Annotated in this window: 12 protein-coding genes; 5 read left to right on the forward strand and 7 right to left on the reverse strand. The window is 70.8% G+C overall.

The annotated features are described in order from the left end of the window. Positions 1-98 precede the first annotated feature (98 nt). Both ADK57_RS27385 and rpsA read right to left on the reverse strand, forming a co-directional pair. Positions 99-1,625 carry a flavin monoamine oxidase family protein gene (locus ADK57_RS27385; RefSeq protein ID WP_420711902.1) on the reverse strand — a complete coding sequence of 509 codons (1,527 nt, stop codon included), beginning with the start codon at positions 1,623-1,625 and terminating at the stop codon, positions 99-101. 261 nt (positions 1,626-1,886) lie between these two features. After that, positions 1,887-3,401 (reverse strand): 30S ribosomal protein S1, encoded by a 1,515-nt coding sequence (gene rpsA, locus ADK57_RS27390; RefSeq protein WP_053752254.1) that lies wholly within the window; start codon positions 3,399-3,401, stop codon positions 1,887-1,889. Positions 3,402-3,779: 378 nt separating this feature from the next. On the opposite strand from rpsA, the gene ADK57_RS27395 reads away from it, so the two are divergent. Together ADK57_RS27395 and hrpB are read left to right on the forward strand one after the other, a co-directional pair. After that, positions 3,780-4,592: a class I SAM-dependent methyltransferase gene (locus ADK57_RS27395; protein ID WP_078973362.1), complete on the forward strand. Its 813-nt coding sequence runs from the start codon at positions 3,780-3,782 to the stop codon at positions 4,590-4,592. A 73-nt stretch (positions 4,593-4,665) separates the two neighbouring features. Beyond that, entirely contained in the window at positions 4,666-7,188 is a 2,523-nt protein-coding gene (gene hrpB, locus ADK57_RS27400) for an ATP-dependent helicase HrpB (protein WP_053752256.1), read from the forward strand. Here hrpB and ADK57_RS27405 read toward each other — a convergent pair. The 3 genes from ADK57_RS27405 to ADK57_RS27410 form a co-directional block, all read right to left on the reverse strand. Beyond that, positions 7,178-8,170 (reverse strand): DUF3068 domain-containing protein, encoded by a 993-nt coding sequence (locus ADK57_RS27405; protein ID WP_053752257.1) that lies wholly within the window; start codon positions 8,168-8,170, stop codon positions 7,178-7,180. The genes hrpB and ADK57_RS27405 overlap by 11 nt on opposite strands. A gap of 21 nt (positions 8,171-8,191) precedes the next feature. Continuing rightward, on the reverse strand, positions 8,192-8,326 hold the full coding sequence (locus tag ADK57_RS49265; protein WP_107091654.1) for an SPW_0924 family protein: 135 nt from the start codon (positions 8,324-8,326) through the stop codon (positions 8,192-8,194). Positions 8,327-8,462: 136 nt separating this feature from the next. Further along, positions 8,463-10,202 carry a lytic transglycosylase domain-containing protein gene (locus tag ADK57_RS27410; protein WP_053752258.1) on the reverse strand — a complete coding sequence of 580 codons (1,740 nt, stop codon included), beginning with the start codon at positions 10,200-10,202 and terminating at the stop codon, positions 8,463-8,465. A gap of 299 nt (positions 10,203-10,501) precedes the next feature. Between ADK57_RS27410 and ADK57_RS27415 the strand changes: the two genes are divergently transcribed. Further along, entirely contained in the window at positions 10,502-11,353 is an 852-nt protein-coding gene (locus ADK57_RS27415; RefSeq protein WP_053752259.1) for a DUF4184 family protein, read from the forward strand. Here ADK57_RS27415 and ADK57_RS50080 read toward each other — a convergent pair. Further along, positions 11,277-11,792 carry a hypothetical protein gene (locus ADK57_RS50080; RefSeq protein ID WP_234390434.1) on the reverse strand — a complete coding sequence of 172 codons (516 nt, stop codon included), beginning with the start codon at positions 11,790-11,792 and terminating at the stop codon, positions 11,277-11,279. The genes ADK57_RS27415 and ADK57_RS50080 overlap by 77 nt on opposite strands. A gap of 129 nt (positions 11,793-11,921) precedes the next feature. Next, entirely contained in the window at positions 11,922-14,648 is a 2,727-nt protein-coding gene (polA, locus tag ADK57_RS27420; RefSeq protein ID WP_053752260.1) for a DNA polymerase I, read from the reverse strand. 181 nt (positions 14,649-14,829) lie between these two features. Here polA and ADK57_RS27425 point away from each other — a divergent pair, with 181 nt between their 5' ends. Both ADK57_RS27425 and ADK57_RS27430 read left to right on the forward strand, forming a co-directional pair. After that, the gene (locus ADK57_RS27425) at positions 14,830-17,124 is read left to right on the forward strand and encodes an FdhF/YdeP family oxidoreductase (RefSeq protein WP_053752261.1); all 2,295 of its coding nucleotides are present in this window, start codon (positions 14,830-14,832) and stop codon (positions 17,122-17,124) included. Between the two features lie 43 nt (positions 17,125-17,167). After that, positions 17,168-17,656 (forward strand): PaaI family thioesterase, encoded by a 489-nt coding sequence (locus ADK57_RS27430; RefSeq protein ID WP_053752262.1) that lies wholly within the window; start codon positions 17,168-17,170, stop codon positions 17,654-17,656. Positions 17,657-17,941 lie beyond the last annotated feature (285 nt).

Consider the following 17,941-nt stretch of genomic DNA (forward strand, 5'->3'; position numbering starts at 1 on the left):
CTGCACAACGCGGGGCAGAGCGTGGGCATTCCCGCCCACGCCCCTGATCAGGCACCTCTTACGGCCTTTTCATGCACCGCTGCGCTGTGTCACCGGATTCACGACGACAGCACGCGCGCGTGGAGGGCCGTCACCGCCTTCTGCGCGGAGGTGAACGCCCCGTGCTGCCAGGCGTCGGTGTAGCTCAGCCAGTCGCCCGCGAAGTAGACGCGCCCCGTCGGTTCGTTGAGCGGCTTGTAGCGGACGTCGTCGGGACCGCCGGGCGTGTCGTGCCAGGCGGCTTCGAGATGCGGTGTCTGTCGCCAGTGGTGGGAGAAGGAGGACGCGAGTTCGGTGCGGTACTTCTCGCCGTAGATCTTCACGCCCGCGGCGACCGCCCGCGCCTCGCGCCCCTTGGGGCTGAGCTTGGCGTACGTGTCCGCGTCGTCGCCGTAGTTGTAGTAGCCGATGAGGATGCCGCGCTCGCCGTGGAAGCCGTACGACGGGTGCCAGATGTGGGTGACGTCCTGGTCCGTCTCGGTGATGCCGCCGTAGATGCGGTGGTCCAGCTCCCACCAGCGGGACTTGTATTCGAGGCCGATCTTGGCCGCGGACGACGGAGTGATCGCCTCCAGCGCGGACTGCACTTTGGAGCCGAGGTTGTGCGGCACCTTCGCGAGGATGTTGGGCGGGAGGGCGGCGACGCAGTAGTCGGCGTCGACGACCTTCGTACGGCCGCCCTGGGTGTAGGTGACGGAGACACCGCTTCCGGTGTCGGTGATTTTCGAGACCGCCGCCCCTGTACGTACCCGGTGGGCGCCGACCGCACGCGTGAGCGCCGTGGGTATCCGGTCCATGCCGCCGACGGGCTGGAACATCAGCATGGCCTGGTCGAAACCGAACTCGAAGGAGAAGTAGCGTCCGACGCCGCTGGCGAAGACCTCGGAGGCGGTGGGAACGTCCCCGAGCAGCACCCCCGGGGTCCCTGCGGCGGCCGGCACGGTCGTGTAGCCGCGGCGTTCGCCGCCCTCGTAGGTCAGTTTGTCGCCGAGCTCCCCCCAGTCCTCCAGGAAGTCGACGAGGCGCTCCTTGTCCTCGGCCGTCAGGTATCCGTCCAGCGCGCCCTTGTCGGTGGCCTTGGCCAGCAACTCCGAGACATGGCCGTAGACATCGGCCTTGGCGGTGCGGTACCGCTCGGGCTTCGTCATCCCGGCCGACTCGTTGTAGAGGTACGCGTCCGCGTTGACGTTGGTGAACACCTCGATGGGGACGCCGAGTTCACGGCAGTAGTCGAGGGTGACCATCCATTGCGGGATGCGGGCGGGGCCCGCGTTCATGTAGTGGCCGTCGGTGAAGCGGGAGGTCTGCCTGTTGCCGTAGAGGTCCGTCGTGGTGTCGCCGCCGCGCACGGTGAAGTTGCGGCCGCCGGTGCGGTCCCTGGCCTCCAGGACCGTACAGTCGTAGCCCGCCTTGCCGAGTTCGTACGCGGTCGTCAGCCCGGCGATGCCGCCGCCGATGACGACCACCTTGGCGGCGCCGCGCCCGGTGAGGGTGAAGTCGCTCGCGTTCAGGGCGCGGAAGGGCTGCTCGCGCTGGGCGGCCTGTGCCGTGGGAGCGAGACCGAGGGCTCCCATGGTGGCGAACATGGCGCCGGCGCCACTGGTGAGACCGACGTTCCGCAGGAACGAACGCCGACTGGTGCCGGGCCCGTTGTGAGTCTGTGCCATGTGTTCGGCTCCCCTTTTCCGATCATGAATGACCGGGGAAGCCTCCCAATGGCCGGTTACGGCCCGGCAGTTACTCGTGTATCCCGCACGTTTCTGCAAGGGTGACGGCGCCGGACGCGGCTGAGGGCCCGTACCCCACGGGGGTACGGGCCCTCAGTTCAGGAGCTACTGCTCAGGTGATCAGCTCTGGCCGCCGGCCAGCTTCTCACGCAGGGCGGCAAGCGCCTCGTCCGAGGCCAGCGCGCCGGAGTTGTCCGGGCCCTCGGAGGAGTAAGAACCGCCGCCACCGCCACCGCCACTGCCACCGGACGCGGAGGGAGCAGCGGTCTCGCCACCCTCGGCCTCGGCAGCGGCGTCGGCCTCGCGGGACTTGATGACCTGCGCCTGGTGCTGCTCGAAGCGCTGCTGCGCCTCGGCGTACTGGTTCTCCCACACCTCACGCTGGGACTCGAAGCCCTCGAGCCAGTCGTTGGTCTCGGGGTCGAAGCCCTCGGGGTAGATGTAGTTGCCCTGGTCGTCGTACGACGCGGCCATGCCGTACAGCGTCGGGTCGAACTCGACCGAGGCCGGGTCGGCACCGAAGGACTCGTTGGCCTGCTTCAGCGAGAGGCTGATGCGACGACGCTCGAGGTCGATGTCGATGACCTTGACGAAGATCTCGTCGTTGACCTGGACGACCTGCTCCGGGATCTCCACGTGGCGCTCGGCCAGCTCGGAGATGTGGACCAGACCCTCGATGCCCTCGTCCACGCGGACGAACGCACCGAACGGAACCAGCTTCGTGACCTTGCCGGGCACGACCTGGCCGATCTGGTGGGTGCGGGCGAACTGCTGCCACGGGTCTTCCTGGGTCGCCTTCAGCGACAGGGAGACGCGCTCACGGTCCATGTCGACGTCGAGGACCTCGACGGTGACTTCCTGGCCGACCTCGACAACCTCGGAGGGGTGGTCGATGTGCTTCCAGGACAGCTCGGAGACGTGGACCAGACCGTCGACGCCACCCAGGTCCACGAAGGCACCGAAGTTGACGATCGAGGAGACCACACCGGAGCGGACCTGACCCTTCTGGAGGGTCGTGAGGAACGTCTGGCGAACCTCGGACTGGGTCTGCTCGAGCCAGGCACGGCGGGACAGGACCACGTTGTTGCGGTTCTTGTCCAGCTCGATGATCTTCGCCTCGAGCTCCTTGCCCACGTACGGCTGGAGGTCGCGGACGCGGCGCATCTCGACGAGCGAGGCCGGCAGGAAGCCACGGAGGCCGATGTCGAGGATGAGACCACCCTTGACGACCTCGATGACGGTACCGGTGACGATGCCGTCTTCTTCCTTGATCTTTTCGATCGTGCCCCAGGCACGCTCGTACTGAGCGCGCTTCTTGGACAGGATCAGACGGCCTTCCTTGTCCTCCTTCTGGAGAACGAGGGCCTCGATCTCATCGCCCACGGCGACGACCTCATTGGGGTCGACGTCGTGCTTGATGGAGAGCTCGCGGCTCGGGATAACGCCTTCGGTCTTGTAACCGATGTCGAGCAGGACCTCGTCCCGGTCGACCTTCACGATGACGCCGTCGACGATGTCGCCGTCGTTGAAGTACTTGATCGTCTCGTCGATCGCGGCGAGGAAAGCTTCCTCGTTACCGATGTCGTTGACCGCAACCTGCGGGGTGGTGGCGGTGGTCTCGGTGCTGCTCGTCATGTGGGAAAGGGCTCCGGTACGGACATTGAAGTCGTAGGTACTGCTTACGCCGGGAGCCCGTTTCGCTCTGAAGAAGCCGGACAGCCAAGGAAGCGCCCCACCAGATAACTGGTGATGGCGCCTCGAGAACCGAGGGGACATACAACAGATGCGAGCGCAGCCTGCTACGTCTGAGGTGCGCAGGCCCGCAGCGCAACTTGTAGCATACGGGGGCAGCCAGGCAGGGTCAATGCGCGAAGGCGCACACCCGGGGCGGATCGCCGCATACCCGGCACAAAACCTGTCTCACGAGGCCACGCGCGCCTGATGGCGCCCCGTTCGTGACCGCCATCGCGACAGGTTGGGCGGAAGTGGCCGAAGACTAGTACGAGGGAGCCGATCATCCAAGAGCCCGAAACGTCCGAGCCGGAAGCCACCCGGCGCACGGCCGGAGTCACCGAGAGTTCCCGGGCCAACCGGGGCTGGTGGGACCGCAACGCGGACGAGTACCAGATCGAGCACGGCACCTTCCTCGGCGACGACCGCTTCGTGTGGTGCCCCGAGGGCCTGGACGAGGTGGAGGCCGAGCTGCTCGGCCCGCCGGAGGAGCTGAAGGGCAAGGACGTCCTGGAGATCGGCGCCGGCGCGGCCCAGTGCGCGCGCTGGCTGACCGCGCAGGGCGCCCGCCCGGTCGCCCTGGACCTCTCCCACCGCCAGCTCCAGCACGCGCTGCGCATCGGCGGATCGTTCCCGCTGGTGTGCGCCGACGCGGGCGCGCTCCCCTTCGCGGACGGCTCCTTCGACCTGGCCTGCTCGGCGTACGGCGCGCTGCCCTTCGTCGCCGACCCGGTGCTCGTCCTGAAGGAGGTGCGCCGGGTGCTGCGCCCGGGCGGCCGCTTCGTGTTCTCGGTGACGCACCCCATCCGCTGGGCGTTCCCGGACGAGCCGGGCCCTGAGGGGCTGTCCGTCGCCGCCTCGTACTTCGACCGCACGCCCTACGTCGAGCAGGACGACGACGGCCGCGCGGTGTACGTCGAGCACCACCGGACGATCGGCGACCGGGTGCGTGACGTGGTGGCCGGGGGCTTTCGCCTGGTGGATCTGGTCGAGCCGGAATGGCCGGCCTGGAACACCGCCGAGTGGGGCGGCTGGTCCCCGCTGCGCGGGAATCTGATCCCGGGTACGGCGATCTTCGTGTGCGAGCGCGACTGACGCAAACGCGGGACCGGCACGACAGCGCACGCGCGCGTGGGGGCCGTTTTCGCGGGCGTACGACACTAGGGGCGTGATCCGTTACGACGCTCTGGACGACCTTCCCGTACGCGGTGCCCTGCCCGGTCTGAACGAGGCCCTGGACGACCACGGCACCGCCGTGCTCGTGGCGCCGCCCGGCACCGGCAAGACGACCCTGGTGCCGCTTGCCCTGGCCGGGCTGCTGGGCGAGGGGCCGGCGCGACGGGTGGTCGTGGCCGAGCCGCGGCGGATCGCCGCGCGGGCGGCGGCCCGGCGGATGGCGTGGCTGCTGGGCGAGAAGGTCGGCGAGAGCGTCGGCTTCACCGTGCGCGGGGAGCGGGTGGTCGGGCGCCGCGCGCGCGTGGAGGTCGTCACGACCGGTGTGCTGTTGCAGCGGTTGCAGCGGGACCAGGAGCTGGCCGGGGTCGACGTGGTGGTGCTCGACGAGTGCCATGAGCGGCATCTGGACGCCGACACGGTGGCGGCGTTCCTGTGGGACGTGCGCGAGACGCTGCGGCCGGAGTTGCGGCTGCTGGCCGCGTCCGCGACGACCGACGCCGAGGGGTGGGCCCGGCTGCTGGGCGGGGCGCCGGTCGTCGAGGCGGCGGGGGTCTCGTACCCGGTGGAGGTGGTGTGGACGCCGCCGGTGCGTCCCGTGCGTCCGCCGCACGGCATGCGCGTCGATCCCGCGCTGCTGACGCACGTGGCGTCGGTGGTGCGGCGGGCGCTTTCCGAGCGGGCGGGGGACGTGCTGTGTTTCCTGCCGGGCGTGGGCGAGATCGCGCGGGTCGCCGGTCAGCTGGGCGATCTCGGTGGTGTGGACGTGCTCCAGGTGCACGGGCGGGCGGCGGCGGCCGTCCAGGACGCGGTGCTGGCTCCCGCGGGGCGGCGGCGGGTGGTGCTGGCGACCGCCGTGGCCGAGTCGTCGCTGACGGTTCCCGGGGTGCGGGCGGTCGTCGACTCCGGGCTCTCGCGGGAGCCACGGGTGGACCACGCGCGCGGGCTGAGCGCGCTGACGACGGTGCGTGCCTCGCAGGCGGCGGGGCGGCAGCGGGCGGGGCGGGCCGGGCGTGAGGCTCCGGGTGCGGTGTACCGGTGCTGGGCGGAGGCCGAGGACGCTCGTCTGCCGCGTTTCCCGTCTCCCGAGATCAAAGTGGCCGACCTGACGGCGTTCGCCCTGCAGACGGCCTGCTGGGGCGATCCCGAGGCCTCCGGGCTTGCGCTGCTGGATCCGCCGCCGGGCGGGGCGATGGCGGCGGCGCGGTCGGTGTTGACGGCCGTGGGGGCGGTCGACTCCGCCGGGCGGGCCACGGAGCGGGGGCTGCGGCTGGCCCGGCTGGGGTTGCATCCCCGGTTGGGTCGGGCGCTGCTGGACTCGGCCGCGGTGGTGGGGGTGGAGCGGGCCGCCGAGGTGGTCGCGTTGTTGAGTGAGGAGGCGCCCCGGGAGTACGGGGACGACCTGGCGGCCGCGTTGCGGGCTGCGCGTCGTGGCGGTGACGCCTATGCCGGGCGGTGGCGTGCGGAGGTTCGGCGGCTGCGGGCCGTCGCCACGGAGATCTCCCAGCCGCCCACCCGTGCCGAGGGCGCGTCGGCAAGCGCCGGGGAGGACGGTCTCGCCGGGCTCGTCGCCGCTCTCGCGTTCCCCGAGCGGGTCGCCAAGGCCGACGGCGGTTCCTATCTCATGGTCTCCGGAACCCGTGCCGAGGTCGGCGAGGGCACCGGCCTTCGGGGTGCCCCCTGGATCGCCGTCGCGGTGGCCGATCGTCCCGTCGGCAAGGGGCACGCGCGCGTGCGGCTCGCCGCGGTCGTGGACGAGGGCGTCGCCCGGCTGGCGGCGCGGACGCTGGCACGGACGCGGGACGAGGTCCACTGGGCCGACGGGGATGTCGTCGCGCGGCGGGTCGAGCGACTGGGCGCCGTCGAACTGGCGGTGCGCCCGTTCAGGAACGCCGACGCCGCCCTCGTACGGGGAGCGCTCCTTGAGGGGCTGCGGCAAGAAGGGCTCGGGCTGCTGCGGTGGTCGCCCGAGGCCGTCGTACTGCGGCAGCGGCTGGAGTTTCTGCGACTCCACCTCGGGGAGCCGTGGCCCGATGTCTCGGACGACGCTCTGCACGCGCGCGTGGACGAGTGGCTGGAGCCCGAGCTCGGGCGGGCGCGGCGGCGGGCCGACCTCGGGCGGATCGATGCCGGGGCGGGGCTGACCCGGCTGCTGCCGTGGGCCTCGGGTGACGCCGGGCGGCTCGACGAGCTGGCGCCCGAGCGGATCGCCGTACCCAGCGGGTCCAGGATCAGGGTCGATTACGGCAATCCCGAACAGCCCGTCCTCGCCGTGAAGTTGCAGGAGATGTTCGGGTTGCAGGAGTCGCCCTCCGTGGCCGGGGTTCCCCTCCTCGTCCATCTCCTCTCCCCCGCCGGCCGGCCCGCCGCCGTCACCGCCGACCTCGCCTCCTTCTGGAAGGACGGCTACAAGGGCGTACGGGCGGAGCTGCGCGGCCGGTATCCGAAGCATCCGTGGCCCGAGGACCCGGCCGGCGCGGAGCCGACGCGGTACACCAACGCACGGCTCAGGCGGTGACCGGTTCCGGTTCTGTGGCGTCCGTCGGAGTCGGGTCGGCCGGGCGGCGGCTGCGGGCCTCCAGATACCACGACAGTGACAGGAGCAGGGCGCCCAGGAGCAGGAAGCCCCAGGGCAGGTACGAGGTCATCAGCAGGACCAGCGTGCGGTTGGACTTGACCAGGTCGACGGTGTGCTCGATGTAGTCCTCGCGCATTTTCACGTGGCCGGCGAACGCCGTCACCTTCTCGCGGCCGCCGAGCAGGGTGCCGCCGCGCAGTTCCTCCTTGTGGATCTCCTCGCCGTAGACCGGGGCGCCGGTCAGCGGCTCGACCCAGAACTTGCGGACCGTGGTGTACCAGCGGGTGGTGCCGGTCTCGGCGACCGACTCGGGCGTGATGCCCGCGACGGGCATGGCCTTGGGGAAGGGCACCTTGGTCCAGGGGATGGTCTGCTCGAAGTAGTAGACCTCGACGCCCCGGAAGTCCTGGGTGCCCTTGTAGTGGATGGGGGCCGTGATGCGCGCCTGGGCGTCGAAGTACTCGTAGTCCCGCTTCTCCGTCAGGAACGGCCACTTGAACTCCAGGCCCTCCCGTTTCACCGGGTCGCCGTCGACCATCTCGCCGGTGGCGTGGACGGGTTCCTGCGTGTGGGCGTCGAAGATGTAGCGCTCGGGGATCTTGGAGACCATCTTGCCGTCGGGGCCCTGGACGTAGGACAGGCCGTCCCAGACCACGACGTCCCTGCCCGCCGTCTTCTCGATCTTCTCGGAGGCCTCCACGTTGCCCTTGAGGGTCTGGACGATGGTGACCTTGGGGACCTGCTTCGCCTTCATCGTGCCGTAGTCGAGGAGGGTGGCGTCCTTGGCCTCCAGAACCATGTCCTGGTACTGGTCGGCCGGGACCTTGGCCAGGCGCGGGAAGGCGTACCAGCGCAGCAGCGGTGACAGTGCCGCGAAGAACACGGCGAGGGCGAGCAGGACGAGACTGGTCTTTCGGCGCATCTCGGGCTCCCTCGCGAGTCGTTACGGGTGTGCGGGCACCGTCGTCAACAGCGGTTTCGGGGACGTGTTGCCTGTCGGTGCACCCATGGCGGTGATGGTGAGGACCAGGGCGAGCGCGACGGCGAGACCGGTCGCGGCGGCGATCAGGGCGCGCATGCCTGCCTCCGGGCGCTGGAACTGATACATCGTCAGGTTCCGGCACGGTAGCAACGGCGGGGTGAGATGAGAACACGTTGCGCACACAACGACGGCGCCCCTGCGAAGAGGAGCGCCGCCGTGGTCGTACTAAGGACTACGCGCTGGGACTGGCCGAGGTGCTGTCCGACGGGGTCGGGCTCGGCGACGACGTCTCCGCCGCCGCGACGGTCAGCGGCACGTTGATCGCCGCGCCACCCGTCGTGGTGATGCGGAGCATGTACGTGCCGGCGGTGTCGTCGGCGTACAGCTTCGGCAGCTTCAGCAGGCCGTTCGCGTCCGTCTCCAGGCCCGTGAGGGTGCGTACGGTCTTTCCGTCCGCGTCCTTGAAGTAGGGGCCCTTGTCGTTCTCGGTCGGGTCGAGCGCCGACTTGATCAGGGTGGCGGTGGCCGCCACCTTGTCCGCGACCTTTCCGTCGTACGTCGCCTTCACCTCGACCTGCTCGGCGAACTCGCCGCCCGGCACGCAGGTCAGCGCGGTGTCGCTGGTGCGGGTGAGGGTGTCGGCGGCGCGCTGGGCGACGGTGGCCGTGTAGTCGAGGCCGGTGATCGAGCGGCCCACGACGGTCACCCGGACGGTGAAGGTGCCCGTCTTCTCGCCCGACTGCAGCGTGGGCGCGACGGCCACTCCGGTGCTGTTGGTGACGACCGTGGCGACGCTCTCACCGCCGGTGAAGGTGGTGTCGGTGTCGCCGACGATCGTGAACCGTATGCGGACCTTGGCGACGGCCGCGCCGGCCTTGGTCTCGGCCCGGGTGCTCACCTTCTCCGTGAACGCGTCGCCGGCCTGCGCGGTGAGCTTGGCGGTGCCGGCGTCCTCCAGGTGGTCCACCGTGTCGGTGGGGGTGGCGGGCGTCGACGGCGACGTGCTCGGCGGGGTCGTGACGGGCGGCGTCGTGACGGGCGGCTTCGGGCTCGGGGAGGAGGTCCCGGGCTTCTGCGGCTTGGTGCCGGCCGTGCCCGGGGTCGACGGCGACGGCGTGGGGCTGGCCGTGTCGTTGTCGTCGCTGCGGTTGCCGGGCAGGGTGCCGGTGCCGTCCGGGATCTCGTGGGTGCCCTTGCGGTAGTACTCCAGCCACGTCAGGACCGTGTTCAGGTAGTCCTGCGAGTTGTTGTAGCTGAGGATCGCGCTGTTGAGGTCGGCCTGGGCGGACAGGTCCCAGCCGAAGCGGCACAGGTAGTGACCGGCCGCGAGCGCGGCGTCGTAGACGTTGTTGGGGTCCTTCTTGCCGTCGCCGTTGCCGTCGCGGCCCGCCCACTCCCAGGTCGAGGGGATGAACTGCATGGGGCCGACGGCCTGGTCGTACGTGCTGTTGCCGTCGTACGCGCCGTTGTCGGTGTCCTTGATGAGCGCGAAGCCGTTGCCGTCGAGCTGCGGGCCGAGGATCGGGGAGGTCGTGGTGCCGTCCGCGCCGACGCGGCCGCCGCGGGCCTGGCCCGACTCGACCTTGCCGATGGCGGCGAGGAGTTCCCACGGCAGGTTGCAGCCGGGCTTGGCCGACTGCAGTGCGGACGCGGCCTTCTTGTAGGCGTCCAGGACCGTCGCGGGGATGCCCGACTCGGTCGGGCCCTGGGAGGCGGGCGTGCCGATGGTCGGCGAGGGGATCGGGCTGTTCAGCGGCGGCAGGTCCGTGTAGTACGGCGAGTTGCCGGTCGCGCCGCCTTCGTCGACGCTCCCGCCGGGCGCGGTCTCGGCGCCGGTGGTGGCCGGTCTGCCGCCCTGGTCGTCGGCCGTCGCCCCCGGCCCCTGCGAGGCGGACAGAGCCGCGACCGCGAGCGCGGCCACGGCGGTGGTTGCCGCACCCTTGCGCAGCCTCCTACCGAATTGCGCCGCCATAAACCGAACCCCTCCCGTGGACGCCCGAGCGCCCGTCTCTGTCTGTCGTCGACGTCTGTGCTCGGCTGCGCTCGACCTGCGTCTGTGCTCGACCTGTTGTGACGATCGACCCGCCATGAGGGTTGCCCCCTGCGACGAGGTTCATGTCCTGTTCGCCTGTTCGACCACGCTCCCCGGCACGGTGACCCAGGCGACCCTACGACAACTTCCTTTCCTCGGGCACCCGTTCGTGCCCGATTTTCACCGGTTGGCCATGTGGGATCGTGGCGTGGTCGGTCGCTGACATTCAAGGAGCCTCGTTGCCGTTCACCCTCAGCCATGCGGCAGCCGTACTGCCCGCCGTGCGCACCGACGGAACCGGCCGGGGCCGACTGGTGCCGGCCGCGCTCGTGGCGGGTTCCTTCTCGCCCGACATGACCTACTACACGGCGAGTGTCCTGTCCGGTGCGATGGAGTTCGGCGAGTTCACGCACTCTTTCCCGGGCGTCTTCACGCTCGACGTGCTGGTCGCCTGGGCGCTGGTCGGGCTGTGGCTGCTGGTGCGCGAGCCGCTGGTGGCGCTGCTGCCGCCGACCCGGCAGGGGCGGGTGGCGGCGCTCTCGCGCTGCGGGGCGCCACGCGCGCGCGTACGGCCCTCCTCGGTGGCGTGGTGGTACGTGTCCGCCGCGCTCGGTGCGCTGACCCACGTCGTGTGGGACGCGTTCACACATCTCGACCGGTGGGGTATGCGGATGTTTCCCGTCCTGGGCGACAAGGTGGCGGGCTCCCCTTTGTACTGGTATCTGCAGTACGGCGGTTCGGCGGTGGCCGCTGTCGTGATCGCCGTGTTCGTCGCCTACGCGCTCCGTCGAACGCCCGCGACCGAGCCGGTGGGGGTTCCGGCACTGTCGGTACGCGACCGGTGGTGGGCCGGCGTCGTGATCGGCGGCTGCGCGATGGCCGGGGCGGTGCAGCGGGCGACGCGGTGGTGGGACTACTGGGGGTCCACCGCGAAGCCCTGGGAGCTGATTCCGACTCTGTGCTTCGGGGCAGGCGCGGGCCTGGTCCTCGGGGTCGTGCTGTACGCCACGGGGGTCAGGGTGTGGCGTCCGGCCCCCGTCCCCGGCGGTTCGGGCGTGGGCGAGGCTGAGCGTCGATCGGCCACTCACTGACGACGGTGAACACCGGGAACGCCGACATCGGGCGGGACCGGGGCAGCAACGTGAGGGCCAGGGCCAGGGAGCTGCGGCCGAGATCCGCCCACAGACGCCAGACGGAAGCCTCGCGCTTTCGCTGTACGGCGCCCCGGTCGCGGCGGTCGAGTCGACGCCGGGTGCCTGCGGCGGCGTGGTGCAGGGCTGTCGCAAGGCCGGCGGGGATGCGGGAGGTGCCGGCGGCGGTGGCGCGGCGCACGGTGGTCACCAGGCCGGTGGGGACCATGGCGGCCGCCCGGCGCAAGGCCGCTGCCGGGTCGGTGGGGATGCGGGCGGTGCTTGCGGCGGCCGCGAAGGCCGGGACCGGCGGCGGGGGCGGTGCAGGCGGGGCCGCGTCGGCGTCCGCCTTTGCCTGCGCCCGCGCGTGGGCCCGGCGGTGGAGCATGCGTATACCCATGCCCGCATCCTTACGGGCGGGAGCGTCGGGGGGCGTCTTCGCGGGGGCCACGCGAGTGACGGGGCCCGAGGGGCGCTGGGCGCCCGTCCCGCCGGCGCGGACCCCGCGAAGAATCTCCGACTCAGGTCACTAGTGCGCTGCCGATTCCCAGTCCCGGCCGACGCCCACCGAGACGTCCAGGGGGGCCCGGAGGTGGACGGCGTTGGCCATTTCGTGGCGGAGGAGTTCTTCTGTGGCCGCCCGCTCGCCGGGGGCGATCTCCAGGACGATTTCGTCGTGGACCTGGAGGAGCATGCGGGACTTGAGGTCCGCCTTCTCCAGCGCCCGGCCCACATGGAGCATGGCGATCTTGACGATGTCCGCGGCGGTGCCCTGGATGGGCGCGTTGAGGGCCATGCGCTCGGCCGCCTCGCGGCGCTGGCGGTTGTCGCTGTTGAGGTCGGGGAGGTAGCGGCGACGTCCGAAGAGAGTCGCCGTGTAGCCCGTCGCCCTCGCCTCGTCCACGGCGCGGCGCAGATAGTCCCGTACGCCGCCGAAGCGCTCGAAGTACGCGTCCATCAGCGCGCGGGCCTCGGCCGCCTCGATGTTCAGCTGCTGGGAGAGGCCGAAGGCCGACAGGCCGTACGCCAGGCCGTACGACATCGCCTTGATCTTGCGACGCATCTCCGCGTCCACCGCGGCGGGCTCGACGGCGAACACCTGCGCGGCGGCCGTCGTGTGCAGGTCCTCGCCGGAGGTGAACGCCTCGATCAGGCCCTCGTCCTCGGACAGGTGGGCCATCACACGCAGTTCGATCTGGCTGTAGTCGGCCGTCATGAGCGATTCGAAACCCTCGCCGACGACGAAGCCGCGGCGGATCGCCCGCCCCTCGTCCGTGCGGACGGGGATGTTCTGCAGGTTCGGGTCCGTCGAGGAGAGCCGGCCGGTCGCCGCCACCGTCTGGTTGAAGGTGGTGTGGATACGGCCGTCCGTCGCGACGGTCTTGATGAGGCCCTCGACGGTGACGCGCAGCTTGGCCTGCTCGCGGTGCCGGAGCATGATCACCGGCAGTTCGTTGTCCGTCTGGGTCGCCAGCCATGCGAGGGCGTCGGCGTCGGTGGTGTAGCCCGTCTTGGTCTTCTTCGTCTTCGGCAGGGCGAGCTCGCCGAAGAGGACCTCCTGGAGCTGCTTGGGCGAGCCCAGGTTGAACTCGTGCCCGGCCGCCGCGTGCGCCTCCTTCACGGCCTGCTGGACGGCGCCCGCGAACATCTGCTCCATGGCCTCCAGGTGGGCCCGGTCGGCCGCGATGCCGTGCCGCTCCATCCGGGCCAGCAGGGCCGAGGTCGGCAGCTCCACGTCACGCAGCAGGTCCGCGGCGCCGACCTCCTGGAGCCGGCCGTCGAAAGCCTCACCCAGGTCGAGGACCGCGCGGGCCTGGATCATCAGGGCCTCGGCCTCGGCGCCGTCGTCCGTGCCGAAGGCCAGCTGCCCGTCGGCGGCCGCGGCGGGCGCCAGCTCCCGGTGCAGGTACTCCAGGGACAGCGCGTCCAGGTCGAAGGAACGGCGGCCCGGCTTGACCAGGTAGGCGGCGAGGGCGGTGTCCATGCGCACGCCTTCGACCGTCCAGCCGTGCTCGGCGAAGACCCGCATGACGCCCTTGGCGTTGTGGAGGATCTTCGGCCGGTCCGCGTCGGCGAGCCAGGCCGCGAACGCCGTCTCGTCGGCCTCGTCCAGCTGGGACGGGTCGAACCAGGCGGCCGCTCCGCCGGCCGCGGCGAGCGCGACCTCGGCGACCGAACCGGTGCCGAGCGCCCAGGTGCCGACCGTGGCCATGCCGAGGACCTCGGTGGCGTGCTCGGTGAGCCACGGGGCCAGCTCACCGGTGCCCAGCACGGTCCCGTCCAGCTCCACGCCGCCCTCGACGACCGGCGTCGTCTCGGCCTCCTCGGCACCCGGGTCGACGGCGAGCAGCCGCTCCCGCAGCGACGGGTTGCGGATCTCCAGGGTGTCGAGAACCATCGCGAGCGCCTTGCGGTCGTACGGCGCGCGCTCCAGGTCGACGACCGTCTTCGGCAGCTCGACGGTGCGCACCATCTCCGTCAGCCGACGGTTGAGCTTCACGGCCTCCAGGTGGTCGCGGAGGTTCTGCCCGGCCTTGCCCTTGACCTCGTCGACCCGCTCGACCAGGTCCGCGAACGACCCGAACTGGTTGATCCACTTCGCGGCCGTCTTCTCGCCGACGCCCGGGATGCCGGGCAGGTTGTCGGACGGGTCGCCGCGCAGAGCCGCGAAGTCGGGGTACTGCGCGGGCGTCAAACCGTACTTCTCGACGACCTTCTCCGGCGTGAACCGGGTGAGCTCGGAAACGCCCTTCGTGGGGTACAGCACCGTGGTGTGCTCGCTGACCAGCTGGAAGGAGTCCCGGTCACCGGTGACGATCAGCACCTCGAAGCCCTCGGCCTCGGCCTGCGTGGCGAGCGTGGCGATGACGTCGTCCGCCTCGAAGCCGTCCACCGCGAAGCGCTGCGCGTGCATCGCGTCGAGCAGCTCGCCGATCAGCTCGACCTGGCCCTTGAACTCGTCCGGCGTCTTGGAGCGGTTCGCCTTGTACTCCGTGAACTCCTCGGAGCGCCAGGTCTTGCGGGACACGTCGAAGGCCACCGCGAAGTGCGTGGGCGCCTCGTCGCGCAGGGTGTTGGCCAGCATCGACGCGAAGCCGTAGATCGCGTTCGTCGGCTGGCCCGTCGCCGTCGTGAAGTTCTCCGCGGGCAGCGCGAAGAACGCGCGGTAGGCCAGCGAGTGCCCGTCCATGAGCATCAGGCGGGGCCGGTCGCCGCCGGAGGTGTTTGCGGTCGTCTTCGATGCTGTTTCTGCCACGACCCCGATCCTGCCACGAGCCACTGACAGTCAGACCCGCCAGCCGCCCACGGCCACCCTCGACGGGCCACCCGCCGCAAGCATTGCTCACGGCCTCCGCACGCCCGGACGCGATCGTTGTCACCGGTGCGTGCGAGGATCGGAGAAGTAGCTCACACGTGTCGGTGAAGGAGAGCGCGCGATGGCCAGCAAGCCGCCCAAGGCAGATCCGGTTCAGGACGCGCCGCAGGTCGCCGAGCCGAAGCACGCCGCTGCGGGGATCCCGGCCATCGGGCACACCCTGCGCATGGCGCAGCAGCAGATGGGCGTGAAGCGCACCGCCCTGACCCTCCTGCGCGTCAACCAGAAGGACGGCTTCGACTGCCCCGGCTGCGCCTGGCCGGAACCGGAGCACCGGCACGCGGCGGAGTTCTGCGAGAACGGCGCGAAGGCGGTCGCCGAGGAGGCCACCCTGCGCCGGGTCACCCCGGAGTTCTTCGCCACGCACCCCGTCGCCGACCTCGCGACCAGGAGCGGTTACTGGCTGGGCCAGCAGGGCCGGCTCACCCACCCCATGTATCTCCCCGAAGGGGGAGAGCACTACGAGCCGGTGACCTGGGAGCGCGCCTTCGACATCGTCGCCGAGGAGATCACCGCCCTCGCCTCCCCCGACGAGGCCCTCTTCTACACCTCCGGGCGCACCAGCAACGAGGCAGCTTTCCTCTACCAGCTCTTCGCGCGCGAACTCGGCACCAACAACCTGCCGGACTGCTCCAACATGTGCCACGAGTCCTCCGGTTCGGCCCTGTCGGAGACGATCGGCGTCGGCAAGGGCAGCGTCCTGCTCGAAGACCTCTACAAGGCCGACCTGATCGTCGTCGCCGGCCAGAACCCCGGCACCAACCACCCGCGCATGCTCTCCGCCCTGGAGAAGGCCAAGGCCAACGGCGCGAAGATCATCAGCGTCAACCCGCTGCCCGAGGCCGGCCTGGAGCGCTTCAAGAACCCGCAGACCCCCCAGGGCATGCTCAAGGGCGCCGCGCTCACCGACCTTTTCCTGCAGATCCGCATCGGCGGCGACCAGGCCCTCTTCCGCCTCCTCAACAAGCTCATCCTCGAGACGGAGGGCGCCGTCGACGAGGAGTTCGTCCGCGAACACACCCACGGGTACGAGGAGTTCGCGGCCGAGGCCCGGGCCGCCGACTGGGACCAGACGCTCACCGCGACCGGCCTGCCCCAGAAGGAGATCGAGGAAGCCCTCGGCATGGTCCTCGCCTCGAAGCGCACCATCGTGTGCTGGGCCATGGGCCTCACCCAGCACAAGCACTCCGTGCCGACCATCCGCGAGGTCGTCAACTTCCTCCTCCTGCGCGGCAACATCGGCCGCCCCGGCGCGGGCGTGTGCCCGGTGCGCGGCCACTCGAACGTGCAGGGCGACCGCACCATGGGCATCTTCGAACGCCCCGCACCCGCCTTCCTGGACGCCCTGGAGAAGGAGTTCGGCTTCGCCCCGCCCCGCGAGCACGGCTACGACGTCGTACGCGCCATCCGCGCCCTGCGCGACGGCGAGGCGAAGGTCTTCTTCGCCATGGGCGGCAACTTCGTCTCCGCCTCCCCCGACACCGACGTCACGGAGGCGGCCATGCGGCGCGCCCGACTGACCGTGCACGTGTCGACGAAACTCAACCGCTCGCACGCCGTCACGGGCGCGCGTGCCCTCATCCTGCCGACCCTCGGCCGCACCGAGCGCGACCTCCAGGTCGGCCCGAACGGGAAAAGCACAGAGCAGTTCGTCACCGTCGAGGACTCCATGGGCATGGTGCACGCCTCCCGCGGCCGCCTGGAGCCCGCGAGCACGCACCTGCTGTCCGAACCGGCCATCGTGTGCCGCCTCGCCCGCCGCGTCCTCGGCGAGGACAGCAAGGTGCCGTGGGAGGAGTTCGAGAAGGACTACGCCACCATCCGCGACCGCATCGCCCGCGTGATCCCCGGCTTCGACGACTTCAACGCGCGCGTCGCGCACCCCGGCGGCTTCGCCCTCCCGCACGCCCCGCGCGACGAACGGCGCTTCCCGACGGCCACCGGCAAGGCCAACTTCACCGCCGCGCCGGTCGAGTACCCCGAGCTGCCCGAGGGCCGTCTCCTCCTGCAGACCCTGCGCTCGCACGACCAGTACAACACCACGATCTACGGCCTCGACGACCGCTACCGGGGCATCAAGAACGGCCGCCGGGTCGTACTGGTGAACCCCGAGGACACGCAGGCACTGGGCGTCACCGACGGGTCGTACGTCGACCTCGTCAGCGAGTGGAAGGACGGCGTCGAACGGCGGGCGCCCGGGTTCCGCGTCGTGCACTACCCCACGGCACGGGGATGCGCGGCCGCGTACTACCCCGAGACCAACGTCCTTGTCCCGCTGGACGCCACCGCCGACACCAGCAACACCCCGGCCAGCAAGTCCGTCGTCGTGCGTCTGGAACAATCGGCGACCGACTGAGCGTTTGCTCAGCAACAGGTACCGACGAACGGAGCCGGGCGCCATGGGCGAGCAGCAGCACGTGAAGTTCCCGCAGGAGGTCATCGACGAGTACGCCGCGCTCGGTGTGGACCTGCTCGCGCTGTTCTCCGCGGGGCACCTCGGGACGCGGATGGGCGTACAGATCGTGGAGGCGTCGGCGGAACGGGTCGTCGGCACGATGCCGGTCGAGGGAAACACCCAGCCGTACGGGCTGCTGCACGGAGGCGCGTCCGCCGTGCTCGCCGAGACGCTCGGATCCGTGGGATCGATGCTGCACGGCGGCAGCTCGAAGATCGCGGTCGGCGTCGACCTCAACTGCACGCACCATCGCGGGGCGCGGTCGGGGCTGGTGACCGGCGTTGCGACACCTGTCCATCGGGGGCGGTCCACGGCCACGTACGAGATCGTGATCAGCGACGAGGCGGGGCGACGGGTGTGCACCGCCCGGCTGACGTGTCTGCTGCGGGACGTTTCACCGGCCGACGAGGCCAACATGCGCTCCGCCGAGTGATCGTGCGGCTCGGCTGACACTGCGGGAGAGGGTCCGGACCCGGCGTTTCCAGTCACCCGGCACCCGTGCCGGCACCCCTGGGGGCTCCGCCCCCAGACCCCCGGACCTATGCCCACCCACCACCCGACTCGGTCGGTCGAGAGGTGGCCCTCGCCCGCCCGCCGCCGGCATCACACGATGCCCGCTCCCGCACCCGCGTACGGCGGCAAGGGGACGTGTCGGGGGGTGTCCGCCCGCAGCGGTTGGCGCGTCAACACGTTCGCCCCCGTAAGAAACCCATTCCGC

The sequence above is a fragment of the Streptomyces sp. MMG1533 genome (genome assembly GCF_001279775.1).
In the GTDB taxonomy this organism is placed as follows: domain Bacteria; phylum Actinomycetota; class Actinomycetes; order Streptomycetales; family Streptomycetaceae; genus Streptomyces.